General features: G+C 62.2%; 20 protein-coding genes and 1 pseudogene. 9 read left to right on the top strand and 12 right to left on the bottom strand.

Annotation, left to right across the window (positions count from 1 at the left end; genetic code table 11):
• From V8352_RS19535 to V8352_RS19525, 3 genes and pseudogenes are all read left to right on the top strand, one after another.
• Positions 1–127, top strand: a pseudogene (locus V8352_RS19535) (IS630-like element ISSpo6 family transposase); the annotation flags it as partial.
• The gene (locus V8352_RS19530) at positions 124–285 is read left to right on the top strand and encodes a hypothetical protein (protein WP_336425957.1); all 162 of its coding nucleotides are present in this window, start codon (positions 124–126) and stop codon (positions 283–285) included. The pseudogene V8352_RS19535 and the gene V8352_RS19530, both read left to right, overlap by 4 nt.
• Positions 286–587: 302 nt before the next feature.
• Complete coding sequence (locus V8352_RS19525) at positions 588–791, top strand: hypothetical protein (protein ID WP_336425956.1); 204 nt, start codon at positions 588–590, stop codon at positions 789–791.
• 43 nt (positions 792–834) lie between these two features.
• On the opposite strand, the gene V8352_RS19520 is transcribed toward V8352_RS19525, so the two are convergent.
• Positions 835–1,509, bottom strand: coding sequence for a hypothetical protein (locus tag V8352_RS19520; RefSeq protein ID WP_336425955.1), 675 nt, complete (start codon positions 1,507–1,509; stop codon positions 835–837).
• A gap of 445 nt (positions 1,510–1,954) precedes the next feature.
• Between V8352_RS19520 and V8352_RS19515 the strand changes: the two genes are divergently transcribed.
• The 5 genes from V8352_RS19515 (at position 1,955) to V8352_RS19495 (ending at position 5,192) form a co-directional block, all read left to right on the top strand.
• Entirely contained in the window at positions 1,955–2,305 is a 351-nt protein-coding gene (locus V8352_RS19515; RefSeq protein ID WP_336425954.1) for a hypothetical protein, read from the top strand.
• A gap of 441 nt (positions 2,306–2,746) precedes the next feature.
• Complete coding sequence (locus tag V8352_RS19510) at positions 2,747–3,289, top strand: hypothetical protein (protein ID WP_336425953.1); 543 nt, start codon at positions 2,747–2,749, stop codon at positions 3,287–3,289.
• Positions 3,290–3,320: 31 nt separating this feature from the next.
• Positions 3,321–3,917: a YeeE/YedE thiosulfate transporter family protein gene (locus V8352_RS19505; protein ID WP_336425952.1), complete on the top strand. Its 597-nt coding sequence runs from the start codon at positions 3,321–3,323 to the stop codon at positions 3,915–3,917.
• 15 nt (positions 3,918–3,932) lie between these two features.
• Complete coding sequence (locus V8352_RS19500) at positions 3,933–4,310, top strand: hypothetical protein (protein ID WP_336425951.1); 378 nt, start codon at positions 3,933–3,935, stop codon at positions 4,308–4,310.
• A 60-nt stretch (positions 4,311–4,370) separates the two neighbouring features.
• A complete protein-coding gene (locus V8352_RS19495) occupies positions 4,371–5,192 on the top strand; it encodes a lipo-like protein (protein WP_336425950.1) in 822 nt (273 codons plus the stop codon).
• A 56-nt stretch (positions 5,193–5,248) separates the two neighbouring features.
• On the opposite strand, the gene V8352_RS19490 is transcribed toward V8352_RS19495, so the two are convergent.
• The 5 genes from V8352_RS19490 to V8352_RS19470 form a co-directional block, all read right to left on the bottom strand.
• A complete protein-coding gene (locus V8352_RS19490) occupies positions 5,249–5,899 on the bottom strand; it encodes an ATP-binding cassette domain-containing protein (RefSeq protein WP_336425949.1) in 651 nt (216 codons plus the stop codon).
• Positions 5,896–7,602, bottom strand: coding sequence for an ABC transporter permease (locus V8352_RS19485; RefSeq protein ID WP_336425948.1), 1,707 nt, complete (start codon positions 7,600–7,602; stop codon positions 5,896–5,898). The genes V8352_RS19490 and V8352_RS19485 overlap by 4 nt, the downstream gene beginning before the upstream one ends.
• Positions 7,599–8,780 carry an ABC transporter substrate-binding protein gene (locus tag V8352_RS19480; protein ID WP_336425947.1) on the bottom strand — a complete coding sequence of 394 codons (1,182 nt, stop codon included), beginning with the start codon at positions 8,778–8,780 and terminating at the stop codon, positions 7,599–7,601. The genes V8352_RS19485 and V8352_RS19480 overlap by 4 nt, the downstream gene beginning before the upstream one ends.
• Positions 8,781–8,854: 74 nt before the next feature.
• Entirely contained in the window at positions 8,855–9,493 is a 639-nt protein-coding gene (locus V8352_RS19475; protein ID WP_442971074.1) for a CDP-alcohol phosphatidyltransferase family protein, read from the bottom strand.
• A 150-nt stretch (positions 9,494–9,643) separates the two neighbouring features.
• Positions 9,644–10,246, bottom strand: a complete 603-nt coding sequence (locus V8352_RS19470; protein WP_336425946.1) for a TetR/AcrR family transcriptional regulator — start codon at positions 10,244–10,246, stop codon at positions 9,644–9,646.
• A gap of 98 nt (positions 10,247–10,344) precedes the next feature.
• On the opposite strand from V8352_RS19470, the gene V8352_RS19465 reads away from it, so the two are divergent.
• On the top strand, positions 10,345–10,911 hold the full coding sequence (locus V8352_RS19465) for a carboxymuconolactone decarboxylase family protein (RefSeq protein WP_336425945.1): 567 nt from the start codon (positions 10,345–10,347) through the stop codon (positions 10,909–10,911).
• An 18-nt stretch (positions 10,912–10,929) separates the two neighbouring features.
• On the opposite strand, the gene V8352_RS19460 is transcribed toward V8352_RS19465, so the two are convergent.
• The 6 genes from V8352_RS19460 to V8352_RS19435 form a co-directional block, all read right to left on the bottom strand.
• Positions 10,930–11,499, bottom strand: a complete 570-nt coding sequence (locus V8352_RS19460; protein WP_336425944.1) for a hypothetical protein — start codon at positions 11,497–11,499, stop codon at positions 10,930–10,932.
• A gap of 42 nt (positions 11,500–11,541) precedes the next feature.
• A complete protein-coding gene (locus tag V8352_RS19455; protein WP_336425958.1) occupies positions 11,542–12,507 on the bottom strand; it encodes a DUF3179 domain-containing protein in 966 nt (321 codons plus the stop codon).
• Complete coding sequence (locus V8352_RS19450; RefSeq protein ID WP_336425943.1) at positions 12,507–12,977, bottom strand: DoxX family protein; 471 nt, start codon at positions 12,975–12,977, stop codon at positions 12,507–12,509. Before V8352_RS19450 ends, V8352_RS19455 begins: the two co-directional genes overlap by 1 nt.
• On the bottom strand, positions 12,974–13,738 hold the full coding sequence (locus V8352_RS19445) for an HvfC/BufC N-terminal domain-containing protein (protein ID WP_336425942.1): 765 nt from the start codon (positions 13,736–13,738) through the stop codon (positions 12,974–12,976). The genes V8352_RS19450 and V8352_RS19445 overlap by 4 nt, the downstream gene beginning before the upstream one ends.
• On the bottom strand, positions 13,722–14,573 hold the full coding sequence (gene bufB / locus V8352_RS19440) for an MNIO family bufferin maturase (protein ID WP_336425941.1): 852 nt from the start codon (positions 14,571–14,573) through the stop codon (positions 13,722–13,724). The genes V8352_RS19445 and bufB overlap by 17 nt, the downstream gene beginning before the upstream one ends.
• 64 nt (positions 14,574–14,637) lie before the next feature.
• A complete protein-coding gene (locus V8352_RS19435) occupies positions 14,638–14,946 on the bottom strand; it encodes a BufA1 family periplasmic bufferin-type metallophore (protein WP_336425940.1) in 309 nt (102 codons plus the stop codon).
• Positions 14,947–15,463 lie beyond the last annotated feature (517 nt).

The following is a 15,463-nucleotide window of genomic DNA, read 5'->3' as shown; positions in this document are numbered from 1 at the left end:
GGCGCACCTCAGACGCATCGGTGCGAGAACATTCGATCAGCTCATCGCAGCCATCGGCGACGTCTGCGATCTCTTCACCCCCGTCGAGTGCTGGAACTTCTTCAAAGCCTCTGGATACACATCATGAATAAGTGGAAATGCTGTATTGACCTCTTTCGCCGTGAAATCCGACTGGAGGGCGATCTGACCGACGATCATCGCGCGTTCCTTTTGGCGATCGCCGACGAAGGTCCTGTGCATCGCACACGGCGCGGATCGGCGCTAATTGAAACCGAACTGGCCTGACTGACCCAATGAGGAAACGCACATGACACCGACCGACGTTCTGGCTCTGACGGCTACCTGGAACAGCACATCGCTGATCCTACCGGCGCCAGCCGGTAGTCGTTCAGTCGCAAAGCGGCCGTTTGTGCCCACTTCACCAAAGGCTGCTTGTCCCGCACAGCGGCCGACCATGCTGCGCCAAGGATCTCCAAAATGGCTCCCGAAGAAATCTTCGCGAACTGTTCCTCGCCGTGCACCTTTGGCGGGTGGGCCGGTCCACAGATTGTGACCTCGAATTGCAACACGTAATGCAAGGGGCTGGGATGAAGCTGGGGGAGTCGTCAAAGATGAACGTGGAATGGGCGTTCCTGACACATCTGCGAGAGCTGGGGCGCGAAACAGCTGCCTCTTGGCTGAACCGGAACCATGCCGATATCGGCACACGCAGCACGGTGGATCTGCGCCGGATGTTTCAGGGGATCGGGCCACAGCATCAGGGGTGGCCGATTTGCAAGGCTGCTTTCTAGGTCGCCCATTCAAGTGGCCGACCTGCCATCGCCTGACAGTCCGTCATGGCATGATGTCGATGCCGAAAGCCCAGACAGCCAGCGGCACCGGCATCACGGCCAGAGCAAGGGTCAGGGCCACGGTGGCGGGCCTGAAAAGTCGGCTGAGTCCTGCAAGAAACATGATGCCACCCCCACCGCCGATCACTGCATTACCCGGCAGATTGATGACGACCGCCAGAAGCAGATAGCGATAGCGGGAAATGAAGGGGCGCAGCCATTTGGGCGCATTGTTGTGCACCAGCATAACCCGTTCCTCGCGGCTGAGCGGGTGAATATGTTCAAGCAAGGCGCAGACGCGCCGCATGTACAGATCGGCCAGAATGCGGTGCAGACGCGCATAGGGCACCCATTCGCCCAGTCCGTAGGCGAGCAACAGACCGGCCACGGTGGCAACATAGATCCACGGGGCTATCCAGGCCCCCTCGACGGCGAGCAGCATCAAGCCGATTTCAACCCCTGGCACGAAAGGGGTGGCAATCAGTACCGAGTAAACCAATAGCAGTGCTACCAACAAACTGACCTGCGCACCGGGATGGAGCGTCGCGGTCCGTGCCGATAACCAACCCGCTAGCAGGTGAACGCCATAGGCGAGCATCAGCAATAGGATCAGGCGTAGCGCGACCCGGAATATGCGGGCGGTCGTGGTGCCTTGTGGCTCGCTGGGAAACTTATCCATGCGGTCCCCATGGGAAATCGCAGCACGCGGCGAAAGCCCCTGGGCTGCCCCGCGTTTCGCGATCCATGGCGATGCCACACGCAGGTTCGCCTTCTATGAAAGACGCCTCACGCCGGGCGGTGTCGCCAGCGCAACGGTCAGACGCCGCAGACGGAAATTGCGATAGTGCGACAGGAACCCGGCAGGGGACAGAGCGGGTCATGGTGATCTCCCTTTCCGCAACCAGTGTCCGTCAGGTTTGTGGGAAGTAAAGAAAAAGCCCCCGGTATCCCGGCAATGTGAGCGGGGTCGACAAGGTTTTTCGATGCGGCCCGATCCTCACGAAAGGGTGTAGCGGCGTAGTGAAACAATCGGCGCCCTCGCAAGTCACCCAAACAGTAGCAGAAGTGGGCCGATACGCAGTCGATAAGGCTGTAGCAGCCCCTGAAACCGAAAGGAAATTGACATGACCTATGCAACCCAAAACCCCGCATTCCGCGTCATCACTTTGGCGCTTGTCGGCACTTTGACGGCAGTGGCCATCCCCGCAAGTGCTATGGACAGGGATCCCACTGACCAAGTCCCCAACCGGATCAGCGAGAGTAGCCTCAATTCGATGAATGCCTACGACATCCACGAGATCGATCATGCGCAAAAGCTTGGCAAAGGTGTCATTATCGACGGATATACCGTCGCAGAGAGCCGCGATCTGGTTGACGCCACATTGAACCGGGACACGGTCGCTACTCGACCGACCTCAACTGAACAGCGCCCCTTCAGCACCCAGACCCAACATCAGGGGCCCGGCAACCGCTAAACGAAGCGTCGGACTTCTACACCAGACAGCCCCCCGCCAAGGATACGGCGGGGGGTTAATCGTCACAAACTAGCAGCCACACCTCGCCCTCCACCCACGCCCGGCAGTCCGGGCGGGTGGGAATACGCCGGAAGATCTGGGTGTATATGCAGAAGAGCAAGCCCGCCGGCCGGACATGAGCGGGGCCACGCACTGGAGGGGCCGACCCGCATGCCATGATGCTGGAGACGTTCTGTATCGCGGCGAAGAGCGACGGGCATGAAGGTGAGTTCCCATTTCGCCACCAGTATTCGTTAAGTTTTGGGAGAGTAACTGACAAGGATATTCAATGCGGCCTGATCCTCACGGCATCGTGTAGCGCCATAGCGAAACACATGGGGCCGTCGTTTGTCACCATGAGGCTGTCGTTTGTCACCAAGAGTACAAACGGGAGGATATCAAATGAAACGATCACTGATAGTTGGCGCGCTGGCGATATCGCTGGGTGGTACTGCGACCATCGCGCAGGACATGCCCTTTGGCTCTGCCGCGGACATGGACTATGCCGCAGAGATCTGGGCGTATTTGCAGGGCAGCAAGCTGGCGGGGCCAGGCATGATCCGGGCCACGCCCTATGGGGGGACCGACCCGCATGGCATGATGCTGGAGACGTTCTACACCACTGCCTCAATCAACGGACATGAAGGTGACCTGATCGTGAAACGCAACTTCGGTCCCGTCGGCGTGACCGAGGATCAGGTACTGCGCGACGCGGACACCCATCTGGCCGCCTATACCATCATGTTTCGCCGCGAGGCAGGCTATGATCCCGAAGACGGGGACTGGTTCTGGGTCAAATACCTGCCGGATGGATCTCTGGATCAGACGCCAAACGGCATGCCAATGGCCGGACAGGTGGCCAAAGGCATGAACGAGGGGTGCATCGCCTGCCACCAGAGCGCGGACGACGACATGGTCTTCACCTCTGACCACTTGGCCAACTAAGCTAGAGTGAGCCAGCCCGCGCCGAGGTCCCATGTCCCCCATCTTGCCCTTGTCCCTGTTCTTGGGCGCGATCCTTGGGGTCTCGGCGCATCGGGCCGGGCTATGCGCCGTCAAGGCCGTGGCGGAGGTGATGACCTCGCGCAGCGGCTGGCTTCTGTGGTCATTTCTGAAGGCCTCGATGTGGGTATTCGGCCTCGCCGCGATTGCGGGCACGATGACCGACGGCATTGCCATGCGACACTGGCCGATGAGCGCAACCGCCCTACTGGGCGGCTTGCTCTTTGGTCTCGGCGCCGGTGCGAACGGGGCGTGCAGCTTTTCCGCTCTGGTGCGATTGGCCGATGGGCACGTTGTCATGCTGTTTACGCTGGCGGGATGGCCGCTCGGGATGGTCGGGGTTCATCTGCTATGGCCCGATCTGCACCAGCGGCCCACTCAGGCGCCGGGCGCGCCGGTCTGGTTTCTGCTCGCGATCGGGCCTTGGATGTTGTGGCAAGGCCTGCGCATCGTGTGGCGTCTGCGTGCCGAAGGATGGGGGCAGTTAGGAGCCGCTCATTGGCCCTTGTCCCTGTCCGTCACAACGCTGGCAATGGCGAATTCCGGGCTTCTATCGCTTGGAATGACCTGATCTTTCACCTCGACAATGCTCTGTACGGTACGGGCGGCCCCCTTGTCCGGCTGCAACAATAGCACGCTCTTGTGGCTATTTTCGGGGGCGGCCATCCTCGGGATGGTCGGGTCGGCCGTATGGCGGAGATCGTTCCGGTTGCGCCGCATCCGCCTTGTGGCCGCATTGCGTCACGGCATGGCCGGGATCGCGATGGACGCAGGCGCCGCGCTGATCCCTGGGGGTAATGACGGACTGATCCTGTTCGCCCTGCCGGCGCTGTCGCCCCATGCGCTCCCAAGTTGGGTGGCGATCTTTGTGGGCGTCGCGCTGGCCCTCGTCCTGATGCGCGCAACGGGTCGCCCGATGCCCGTTATCCGCTGCGAGGGCGATATATGCCGCGCCAGCCTGTAACATTTCATCGCAACGGTAGTCTTCCTGACGAGACCTAAACATGTCAGCCGGAGAAATTGGATGTCCGTAACGCTGCGCGATTGCTGCGATTCACTCCTGAGCTGGATCGGGCGGCGCTTGGCTGTTTACCTGAACCGCCCGAGTGCGGGCTACACCCCTTTCACGCCATCCGACTTCGAAACCCTGTGTCGCACGCTGCGACCCGGCGACGTGCTTCTCATCGAGGGGCAGGAGCGGATTTCCAACGCTATAAAGTACCTGACCCAATCCACATGGTCCCATGCCGCGATGTATGTGGGGGACACTCTGCCAGAAACGCCGGGGGCTGCCGAACCGCACCGGCTGATCGAGGTCAATCTGAGCGAAGGTTGCGTGTCGGCGCCGCTGTCGAAATATGCAAGCTTCAACACACGTATCTGCCGCCCCGTGGGCCTGACGCCCGAGGAACGCCGATCCGTGACGGAGTTCATGGCGCTGCGAGTGGGCCTGAAATACGATCTGCGCAACGTCTTCGATCTTTTTCGCTATTTATTTCCCACGCCGCCGGTTCCTGTCCGCTGGCGCAGGCGTATGCTGGCCATCGGATCAAGCGATCCGACGCGAGCGATCTGTTCGTCGCTCATCGCGCGGGCGTTTCAGTCGGTTCAATATCCGATCCTGCCCGATGTGCGGGCGGTGAAGGCGCGGAAGGGATCGAAATTTGCACGGCGGGAAATTCTGCGTATCCGGCATCATTCGCTGTTCGCGCCGCGCGATTTCGACCTGTCTCCATATTTTCAGGTGGTGAAGCCGCATCTGGCCAAGGGTTTCGATCCTCACCTGCTGGAATGGTCCGCCGAACCGGCGCCTGAACGGGCGCTGCCGGACGGATCAGCGACGTAGCGCGCGGACAGCCAGAAGGATTGCGGTGACGATCACGGCGGCTGCGGCGTGGGTATTCATGGCGGGATGACCCCTTCCAGGGCAACGATTGGTCCGCCAGCGGCTGTGGCATCGTCGGGGTCATGTGTGACCATCAGTGTCGGAACGGCGCGGGATTTCACATGCTCGAAGGTGAATCGACGCAAGTCACCGCGCAGCCCGGCGTCGAGTTTGGAGAACGGCTCGTCCAGAAGCAGGGCCGCAGGTTCGGCCAGCAGGGTGCGCATCAGCGCCGCGCGGGCGCGCTGCCCGCCCGACAGCGTGGCAGGATCGCGGCCGTAGAGCCCAGCCAGCCCCCCCTGATCCAGTGCCGCCTCCACCGCCGCGCGCCTCGCTCGGCGCCCGCGCAGGCCAGGCGGCAGGCCAAAGGCCATATTATCGCCGATCGACAGATGCGGAAAGAGCAGCGCGTCCTGGAACATCAACCCGATCTGCCGCGCTTCGGCGGGCAGGCCTGTTACGTCGCGCCCGTTCAGCCGAATCGTACCCGACAAGCGAAACCCATGCGCCAGATGCCCGCCGATGGCGTCGAGCAGCGTCGATTTCCCCACGCCCGAAGGCCCCATCACCGTGACCAGGCTGCCCGCCGGGACGTGCAGCGTCAGCGGCTGGAACAGCGCGGTGCCCTCCGCCGACTGAATGTTGAGTGCGTCAAGATCAAGGCTCATGTGGCAGGGGTCCCCAACAGGTCGCGACGGTTGCGGTGCAGGAGCGCGGGAATCGCGAATGCTGCGAGATAGGCGGCAAAGGGCAGCGCGGCCTGCAGTGTCGCATAGACCCCCGTCACGCGGCGGTCGGACCCTGAGGACAGGGTCACTGCCTCGGTGGTGAGCGTCGCGACGCGGCCCGCGCCCATGAATAGCGTTGGCAAATATTGCGCGACCGACACCGCGACGCCGATGGCGGCGGCGGTCAGGATCGGGCGTATCAGCACCGGCAGCTTGATGGCCCACAACCTGCGTTCCGGCCCGGCCCCGAGGGCGGCGGCGGCGCGGATCATGCGCGGGTCCAGCGCGCGCCAGGGGTTCGACAGCGCGATCATCACATAGGGAAAGACGAACAGCGCCTGCGCCCAGATCACAGCCCAGATCCCGCCGGACAGGCCGAGCTGTAGAAACCCGATATTCAAACCATAGAGAAACCCGATCTGCGGAATCAGCAGCGGCAGATAGACCAGGGCCTCTGCCCAGGGAGCACGGGTGCGGCGGGCACGATCCTCACCTTCGAGCCACGCAATCGCCAGCGCGAGCGACAAACCCACCGTCGCCGAGGCCATAAGGAGCGTATTGGACAGCGCCCGCTTCCAGCCGTCTTGCGCGCCCGTCCAGGGCTTGAGCGACCAGTTTTCCGGCAGGATCTGCGGGAAGAACCAGCGCCACGCAAGCGACCAGACGACAAGCGACAGCATTGCCAGCGCCCCCACGGCCATCAGCGCCACTACCCCGGCGCTGGCCGCCCAAAGCCCCGGGTCCGCCGCCAGACCGCGCCCACCGCGCCTGAGCCACCAGCGGCCCAGCATCTTGCCCACCGCCTCGGCGGCCATCAACAAAGCCACTGCAAAACCCACGATCACCGCTTGCAGAATGGCCCCCGCCGAGGCGGGCAGGATCATCAAGAGGTCGGGGGCGGTGAACCAGCGCGTTATCGCCACCGCCAACGTCGGCGGGTTCGAGGGCCCGAGGATGATCGCCATGTCCACGACCGACAGCGCATAGGCCAGCACCACCCAGACCGGCAGCCGGATCAGCGGCCAGACTTGTGGCATGATGATCTTGATCCAGACGATCCCGCGGCCATAGCCAAGCGCGCGCCCCGCCGCGACGTGGCGCGCCACGGGAATCTGGCTGAGCGCCGACAGGATCACCAGCAACAGGAAGGGCACCTCCTTGACCATCAGGCCGATCATTAGGGCGAGGCCCCAGCCGTCATTTACGGTGGCGATGTCCGGCGGACGGTCCCATCCGGCGAAGGGCGCCAGCATCCGCGCGATCCAGCCCGACGGGGCCAAAACAAAGGCCAACCCCACCGCCATGGCCGCATGGGGAATGGCCAGAAACGGGGTCAGCATCCGCGCCCCCGCCGACGTGTTCATACGGGCGTGAACGGCAGCGCAAAAACCGGTCGCCAGCAGCAGCGACAGCAGGCTGGAGCCAAGACCCGTAACCAGAGTCAGGCGCAGGCTGGTGGCAAAGCCCGGCAGGTCAGCTAGTTCGTGCCATGGACCCAGCGATGCCGCGTTCCGCCCCAGGGCGGGCAGGATGCCAAGGGCGGCGCGCCCGGTCTGCCACAGGCCGGCGACAATGGGAGCGATCAGGCCAAGCCCGACCACCCCCAGCACGACGGTGCGCAGAAGGCGGCCATCATGGCTCATTTGATGTAACGCCTCGCCCATTCCTCGGTCAGCCGGCTCATCCAGCTGGCATGAGGCTCCAGCAGCGTTGGGCCAAGCTCGGCCAGGGTCGGAAGCGCCGGAGCAGTGGGGAGGTCCGCGAATGCCGCTTTGGCGGCATCATCCAGACGTGACGGGTCCAGCACCGAGAACGACCCCAGCACTTCGATATTCTGCATATGCGCCTGCGTTACCGGATCGAGCAGAAAATTAGCCACGACCTCTGCCCCTTCGGCGTTGGCCGCATTGTAGGGAATGGCAACAAAGCTGATATTGCCGATGCTGCCGCTTTCGGGCACGAACACCCGCGCGCTATCGGGCAAGAGGCCGTCCGCGATGGCGGCTGCGGTCGAGGCCGGGTCGAAGGACATCGCGATATCCACCTCGCCATCATTCAGCAGTTGCTGCTGCACCGACTGGTTTTCAGGGTAGGTTTCGCCGCCACGCCACAGGTTCGGGCGCAGCGCGTCGTACCAGTCCCAGAGGGGCGCGGTTGCCGCGTCAAAACCCGCGTCCGTGACGGGTTTCTGCAGAATGCTCACGTCGGGCGCCAGTTCGATCAGCGCCTGTTTCAGAAAGGTTGACCCCATGAAGTTCGACGGATCGGGATGGGTGAACCGCCCCGGATTGGCCGCCGCCCACTCCACAAAGGCTGCCATACTGCGCGGCGGTTTGGCCACGCGGGTGGAGTTATAGGTGAAGACGAATTTGGCCTGTCGCCACGGGCTCTCAAGGCCGTCCACAGGCACCGTGAAATCGACCGATGCGGGCGATGCCGGCCCAAGGTCCAGATATCGCGCATTGGGTAGATCGTTCACAAATGGCCCGTGCAGCAGGCCCTGTTCCTTCATTGCCAGAAAGTTTGGCCCGTTGATCCAGATCAGGTCCACGCTGCCGCCCGTGTCCTGACCGGCAGCCTTCTCGGAAATCACACGAGTCACCGCCTCTGCGGTGTCGGTCAGTTTGACCTGCGCAACGCCTACGTCATAGAGCGCCTCGGTCTGTTCGCCGACCCAGGCGATAAAGGCGTTGGTGCGCGCATCGCCGCCCCAGGCGTTCCAATAGACGGTCTGGCCGCGCGCGGCGTCCAGGTTCTGCTGCCAATCGGCCAAGGCCGGGGTTGCAAGCAATGAAAGGACAAGGACGAGGGGGAATTTCATGTGGTCTCCGGTATCTGGCGAATGATGCTTGGATAAGGACAGCCTCGCCGCCGTTTTTTACAGTCTGTGGCTCATCATTTCCGGTGCGAAAACGCCAGCCAACCATGACGCCAGCGCAGGATCGTGGTCAGGGTGCAGGCAGCGGCATACCCATAGGCCAGAAGGGGGAACGCCGTTGGAAACAAACACATTGCCGCGAAGATCGCTATGGTCTCGAACCCTTCGGTCAGCCCGCCAAGGTAGTAGATACCCTTCGCGGGAAAGGCTATGGCAATTTCCTCGCGCTTGGCCGCGATGGAGGCGAAGGCCAGAAATGACGACCCGGTCCCCACGAATGCCGCGATCAGCACCGCAGCAGGCAAAGCATTCGTCGTGGGGTCCGCCAAGGCAAAACCGAGCGGAAACAGCGCGTAAAAAACGAAATCGAGTGCGATGTCCAGAAACGCCCCCCGGTCGGTCGGGCCGGACAGTCGCGCCACTGCGCCATCCAACCCGTCAGCCAGGCGGTTCAACGCCAGCAGCGCCAGCGACAGACCATAGGTGCCAATGGCAAGTGCCGGGACCGCCAGCACACCTGCGGCAAAACCCGCAAGCGTGATATGGTCGGCGTGGACGCCACGCGCGGCCAGCCATCGGCCGGGGGGGGTCAGCATCCTACGCTGCAAGGGCAGAAGAGCCGCGTCGATCATCCCCGTCTCCAATCGTGCAAGCATTTTTTCATGGGGTCAGGCGGGCGGTCACGTGTCGCGAAAAGTGTCTATGAATGGTGCGGGCCATTTTTAGCAAATCCTTTTCTTGTCGAGGGTTGACGTAATGACGGATGAGATGCGCAAGCGTTACAGACATTTCTTGACCTTCAAGGGTCAGGTGCCCGCCGGATCGACGAAGGCGCGCGCAGCGGCATGACCGACGGCGCGAAGATCAACGGCAGATGTGCCCGAGCGTGCCCGCAATGTCAGCCCGCGCGCGACCGAGGCCAAAACCACTGCCATGACCTCGGCAGGCGCGCCCAATTTTTCTGCGGACTGGCGCAACCGGTCCGACAGGCATGCTTCGAGGGCCGCAAAGCGGCGGTCCAGCTCTGCCTTGAACAGTGGGTTGGTTCCGGCTGCATCGGACAGAACACTGGAAATCAAGCAGCCCGGCGTTGACGGATCCTGCGTCGCAAGGGTGACGACATGGTCGAAGAACGACTGCAGGTCTTCGTCCAGTGCGCCGATCGGCCCAAGGCTTTGCGACAGCGGTTCAAGGCGCGTCTTGGCGTAGTGGTCGATTGCCGTCAGAAACAGGTGCTGCTTGTCGCCAAAGTGTTGATAGACGCTGGCGCGCGGCATGTTCATTGCGCGGCACAGCTCGTCGACCGACGCGCCCTCATAGCCCTTGGCCCAGAACACGGATGTCGCGGCGTCTAGGGCATCGGTGGCATCATAGCCGCGCGGCCTTCCACGCGGACGTTGCTTCGGCATGGCATCACTTCTTTTTGAACTTAATGCTCTGGAAGTAGGTGGCGCATAGGACCAAGTCAAATTACAGAATGACCAATCTATAAATTAGGAGGCCGACAATGACACGATCTGCTTTGCTGGAAATGACACCCGAAAGGATCGAGACGGCCACCGGCGATGCCAAGTCCATGCTCGAAGACATCAAGGCCAAAATGGGGTTCGTCCCCAACATGTATGCCTACATGGCCAAGCTGCCCGGTGTTTTGGAAGGCTATCTTTCCACCTATGAGGCGTTCCGCGAGACGGCGGGTTTTACCCCGGCGGAACAAGAGGTCGTCTTCCTTGTCATCAGCCGCTTCAACGGCTGCACCTATTGCATGGCGGCGCACTCGATGCTGGCCGACAAGGTGTCGGGCGTTCCCGCCGATGTGCTTGCCGCGGTCCGGGCAGGGGAGCCCTTGCCAGACGAGAAGTTGCAGGCGCTGGCGACATTCACCGAGACGATGGTCGACACGCGCGGCAATCCGGACAGGCCCGCGATCGATGCGTTCCTCGCAGCTGGATATGGCGAGCAGCAGATTCTGGGCATCGTTCTGGCGATCGCCTGCAAGACCTTCTCTAACTACGTCAACCATCTGGCCGGAACGCCGGTTGATGACCGGTTCGCAGACTACAAGGTGGACTGAACCTGCGGCCCGCCGGTGCTATCCGGCGGGCCGTCTTGCGTGCCTGCGGCGAAGGGTGCCAAGCGCGCTGTCAATCGACAGCCATCCGCCGCCAAGGGCTGCCGGAACACTCAGCAGCATGATCCACAAGAGGCGCTGATCGAGAATTTGACTATAAGGGTTGGCATCGAACAGGCCGCCCACCACTTCAGGCGGTGCGCCATGGCCGAAAATGTCGATGGCCGATGTGGTGATGACCAGACCGATCAGCCCGATGGCCGCAAGACGTGTGGCAAAGCCGATCACCAGCAGTACCGGCAGCAGCGCCTCGGCCAGCACCAGCGTATGAACGGCGATCAGAACGGCAATGGGCAGCATCGCCGCATCACCGCCAGCTGCGTCCAATTGGCCAGGTGCAAGGCTGTAGAACGCACCAAGAGACAGAAAGGTGCCGGCAACGTCCGGGCCCATGGACAGATCGCTGCCGCCGATCTTGCTGGCGGCTGAAATCAGGAAGAACGGGCCGAGGACCGCCGCAAAGACCAACCGCGCCTGAAGCCCGAGCGCGGACAGGATCCACGGCGGCGAGATTGGCTTGCCTTCAGTCATTTCAGGACATTGCCGCGCGAGATATCCGAAAACCAAAGCCAATCACTTGCCGAGCATCCACTGGCCATCCGGGAAAAATGCATGGAACGCGAAGGCAAAGGGGATGTCATGCGCAACGTCCCTGCCGTTGGCGTCTTGCACACGGACGTTGCCCACCTCGCGCCCCGCGCCGATGTCGGGGCTGTCCAGGGCAGAGGCTTGGCCTTCGGTCCATGTAATCGTCACCCCGGCCTCTGTGACACGCCCGGCGCGGCGAAGTCGGTCCATCGGCCAGGCGCGGTTGCCGACGCGCAGCACACGTGCCAGAGGATCAACGCCATGCGGCGGGTTTTCTCCGCTATAGAGGAAGGGCCGGATCGAACTGTCATAGCTAACGTAGGGATTCTGGCCGTAATTACGGCCCCAGTCGGGCTCCTGCATCACCAGCCCATCGGGGTGCGCAGTGCGGAAGGCCTCCCAGCTTTCCATCCAGCTGACCAACTGGGCCAGTTCGGTCCCCGCGTGGCGCCCGACGATGCCTTGCCCCACGGCCTGCTGCCACCAGCTTTGGCTTTGCCGGTCATACATCACCATGTCGGAATTCCGCAGAAGCCCCGAGACGGCAAAAGTCAGGGTCTCCCCCGCAACCCGGCGGTCAAAGATCATGCCAGAATTGCACAAGGGGCAGAAGGTCACGGCGATGGGGGTGCCCGCGACGGTGTCATTCACGATCTCGTGCCACATCAGATAACGGATCGGATAGGCGCGGGCCACTTGGCCCTCGGGTGCATAGGTCAGCACGGGTTCGCGCGGATTGAGCTGGGTTTCATTCGCCGCAGCGATGAAATCCGGGTCCGACAGCGCCGGGATTCCGTCCTTGCCCGGTCCGCCCGATATGACTTCGTCCAGGTGGATCATGGTGCGGTTGAAATCGGTCTGCGGCCATTCGGCGGCAAATCGTCTGGCATCCGCCGTGGCCTGACCGGCAAACAGGGCAAGGGCGATCGCCCCGATGGCAAGGGTGCGCATCATTTGACCGGCTCCGGCTTGAGCGCCGGGTTCGCCCGAGGGCCGTCCAGCCCGAGCATTCTGTCCAGTGACAGTCGTCCTGGTCCAAAGGCGACTACCGCAAGAAAGGCGGCAGCCCAAAGGCCATGCGTCACCCAGGCGCCCGGATAGACGAAGATCTGGATCACAGCCGTCATTCCCAAAAGGCCGAGCGCCGCAAAACGGGTGAACAGGCCCAGTATCAATAGGATCGGCAACACATGTTCTGCGGTGGTCCCTAGGACAGCCGCCAGATTGGATGGTATGATCGGCAGGGCATATTCATGTTCGAACAGGAACCAGGTCGAGTCCTTGATGGTGAACAGGCCTTCCACCTTGGTGCGGCCCGATTGGAAAAACACCATCGCGGGAAAGATGCGCAAGGCCAGTGTCACAACGTCATGCGGGATCTGGTCGAACAGGCCGTTCAGTCGGCGGATGAGGGCGGTCATGGTGTCTCCTTTGGCAAGGTGATGGCACCCGCCTGCATCAGGCGGACCATGATGGGTTGCGGGTCATGCCCCGCTTCGGCGAAGGCGGCGAGTTCTGCGCCGATCAAAAGGGTCTGACCGTCCTGCAAGGCATCAATCAGGGCCGCATCTCCGGCTCCAATCGCCATGACCGGGACCTGATACTGACCGTCGCGCAAGATCAGTGCGATCTCGGGTCTTGGCAGCATCGCCCCTTGCGCGTCTGCGCCGGGTTGGTTTGCGGCCCAGATGCTGACGGCAGGATGCGACAGGCGCAGAACCTGGACGGATGGGTGCAGACCGAACTGGGCGTTTTCCGGCTCTGACGCCCCTACGATCAGAAGATCGCGCGAAATGGGGTCGGCGTCGGCGGCGTGATAGGCCCGGCCGCGTGCGACCTCGATCCGCGCCACATCGGCCATGTAGGGGAAGTTCGCCAGTGGCGGAAAACCCGCCAGAAAGTTCGGAAACGTGTCGCCCCAGTCCAGCAGGACCGGGGATTTCGGACGGTTTCCTTCCAGATAGTCTCGGCCCATGGCGCGAAAGAAATCGGGGCCGACAAGCCGCTCGATCACCGGGAAGCGTTTGGCCAGCGCGTCGGCCAGGCCGGTGGCGACGTTATTGCGATAGACGGCAAAGCGGCGTGCGGCCTCATCCGGCATACGGGCTGTCAGGCCGGGCGGCAGGGTGCCATCTACCAGACCGGACGCAAAGGCGGAAACCAGATCAGGATACGCGTTCAAGGCTCACCTCCTTCATCCGGTCCAGCACGGATTGCGCGCGCGTAGCCTCGGCCATCAGAACGGGCCAATCCGGGACATCGTTGTCCCATTCGATCAGCGTGGCCATAAGCCCGGTCCGGCCGAGAACGGCAAAATAGAGAGCCCAGACCGGATCTGCGACCGGGCTGCCATGCGCGTCGATCAGCAGTGGGCCGGAAGGCAGCTCTTCCACGTTATGGCCACCAAGGTGGATTTCGCCCACTGCCTCCAGCGGAAAGGCGGCCAGATAGGCCAGCGCATCGGTCTGGTGGTTGGTGGCCGAGACAAAGACGTTGTTCACGTCAAGCAAAAGTCCGCAGCCGGTGCGCTGCACCACTTCGGCCAGAAACTCGGTCTCGGGGATGGTCGATTGGTCAAAGAGCACATAAGTCGACGGGTTTTCCAGCAACATCCGCCGCCCCAGCACATCCTGCACCTGCGCGACATGGCGGCAGACCTGCACCAGCGTTTCGTCGGTATAAGGTAGCGGCAGGAGGTCGTTCAGGTAGTCACCGCCATGGCTGGACCAGGCCAGATGTTCCGAAAAGCTGTCTGGCTGGTATCGGTCGCACAACACTTTCAGCCGCTCCAAATGCTCGGCATTCAGATTATCCGCACCACCGATAGACAGGCCAACCCCGTGCAGCGACAGCGCATAGTCGTCGCGCAATTGCGAAAGCTGGGCATGCGGCAAGCCGCCAGCACCCATGTAGTTCTCCGCGTGGACCTCGAAAAAGCCAATATCGGGCGCAGTGGCGCGGATCGCTTCGAAATGCTCGGGCTTGAAACTGACACCGGCAGCAGATGGCAGGGACATGGCGCACTCCTCCAAAGAAAAAGGGGTTCGGGCGGCGGGGCGTTGCTCGCCGCCCGAAACATCGTCATGCAGGGACGTCGCGTTCCAGTGCCTCAAGCGCACCAGTGCGCTCGGTGCCATCAGCTGCCGTCGGCAGTTTCATCGTGGTGCAGGTGCCTGCCGGAACCATCTTCCAGGCGTTACCCTGATAGTCGACTTTTGACGTGCCAGCGCAGGTCGTGCCCGCCCCGGCCGCGCAATCGTTCTGGCCAGCCAGGGCCACACCAAAGCATTTTTCCATGTTCTCCTGAGCATGTGCGGGCGTCATCGCCATCGTAGTAAGCGCGCAGGCGAGCGTTGCGCCAAGTGTGAGGGTCGGTTTCATCATCGTCATATTGTTCTCCATTTCAGATCAAGGGATCCCGTTTCGCGGGTCCGCACCTGTAAGTGCGCCGAGACGGCGCTATTGTTACACCGTTCACGAAAGGGTGTTCGGATGCTGGCCCTTCGCAGCAGTTTGGGCGACCCTTGTGAGAAACTCTTCTGGGGGGATCAAGGTGTGGGCGGGCCGACCTGACACGACGTGAATTGCGTCAGCGTGCTGATGGCTCTCGCTTGGATGTTCGGGCCGCGAAAGCTTTGGCAAGTGGCACGGCTGTAGCGCCGTGCAGCAGTGCGCTGATCCAAACTGTATTGATCGCAAGATGAAGGACAAACTCCCCAAGCTCGGGAGCGAGTTGCTCGGTGACCAGCAAGGCGAAGAGCGCCGTCGCCAGTCCGCGTGGCCCGAACCAACCAATGAATACAGCATTTCCACTTATTCATGATGTGTATCCAGAGGCTTTGAAGAAGTTCCAGCACTCGACGGGAGTGAAGAGATCGCAGACGTCGCCGATGGCTGCGATGAGCTG

This window comes from Roseovarius sp. D0-M9 (assembly GCF_037083805.1).
GTDB lineage: Bacteria > Pseudomonadota > Alphaproteobacteria > Rhodobacterales > Rhodobacteraceae > Roseovarius.
This window is presented reverse-complemented; position numbering and strand designations above follow the sequence as displayed.